This window comes from Mesorhizobium sp. M7D.F.Ca.US.004.03.1.1, from assembly GCF_003998635.1.
Classification (GTDB): Bacteria; Pseudomonadota; Alphaproteobacteria; order Rhizobiales; family Rhizobiaceae; genus Mesorhizobium; species Mesorhizobium loti.
On the sequence record NZ_RZQG01001552.1, the window covers coordinates 1 to 768 of the forward strand.

The 768-nt window shown below is 65.1% G+C and carries 1 protein-coding gene; it reads right to left on the reverse strand.

What is annotated here, in order from left to right:
- A partial coding sequence (locus EN935_RS38625) for an AI-2E family transporter (protein ID WP_164771857.1) occupies positions 1-768 on the reverse strand: 768 nt, incomplete at both ends.

The following is a 768-nucleotide window of genomic DNA, read 5'->3' on the forward strand; positions in this document are numbered from 1 at the left end:
GCCGACAAGTTTCGGGCGCAATGTCTTGTCGACGATGAACAACTCGACCGAACCCCAGAGGAACAGCGCCAGCCCGGCCATCGGCGACCCGCTGGCGGCGAGGTAGATGGAGACCAGGGTGAAGGACAGTGGTGCACCGCCGGGGATCAGCGCCATGACGCCGGTCAAGGCGCCGAGTGTAACCGGCGACGGCACGCCGGCCAGCCAGTAGGCAATGCCCAGCACCAGGCCCTCGCCAATGGCGATGACCGTCATGCCGGTCACGGTCGAAGAGATCGTCGCCGGCACGACGCGCGAGATCCGTTCCCATCTGGCCGGCAGAATGCGTTCGCCAAGGCGGTCGACCTGGCCGGCAAAATGCTCGCCGTCGCGATAGGCGAAGAACAGCGCGATCATCATGAACAGCAGCGTCAGGAGCAGGCCGAAAGCGCTGCCGCCGGCGGCCAGCACGCCGCGATAGATGCTGCCGATGTTGGCGCCGCTGACCAGCTGGATCAGTTCACCAATGCCGCCGGGATGGCCAAAATTGGTCGTCCACTGCTCGTTCAGCCACTCGCCCACGACAGGCATGGTAGCGATCCAGTGCGGTGTCACGGCACCGTGACGGTTGGTCTCGATCGCCCAGGCGACCCATTCGCGGACCTCGTTGATCGCATAGGTGCCGGCCAGCGCGATCGGTATCACCAGGAAGGCGAGGATGAAGAGGATGGCAAAGGTCGCGGCGATGGTGCGGTTGCCGCTGACTGCAACAAGCAGGCGGCGGTAGAG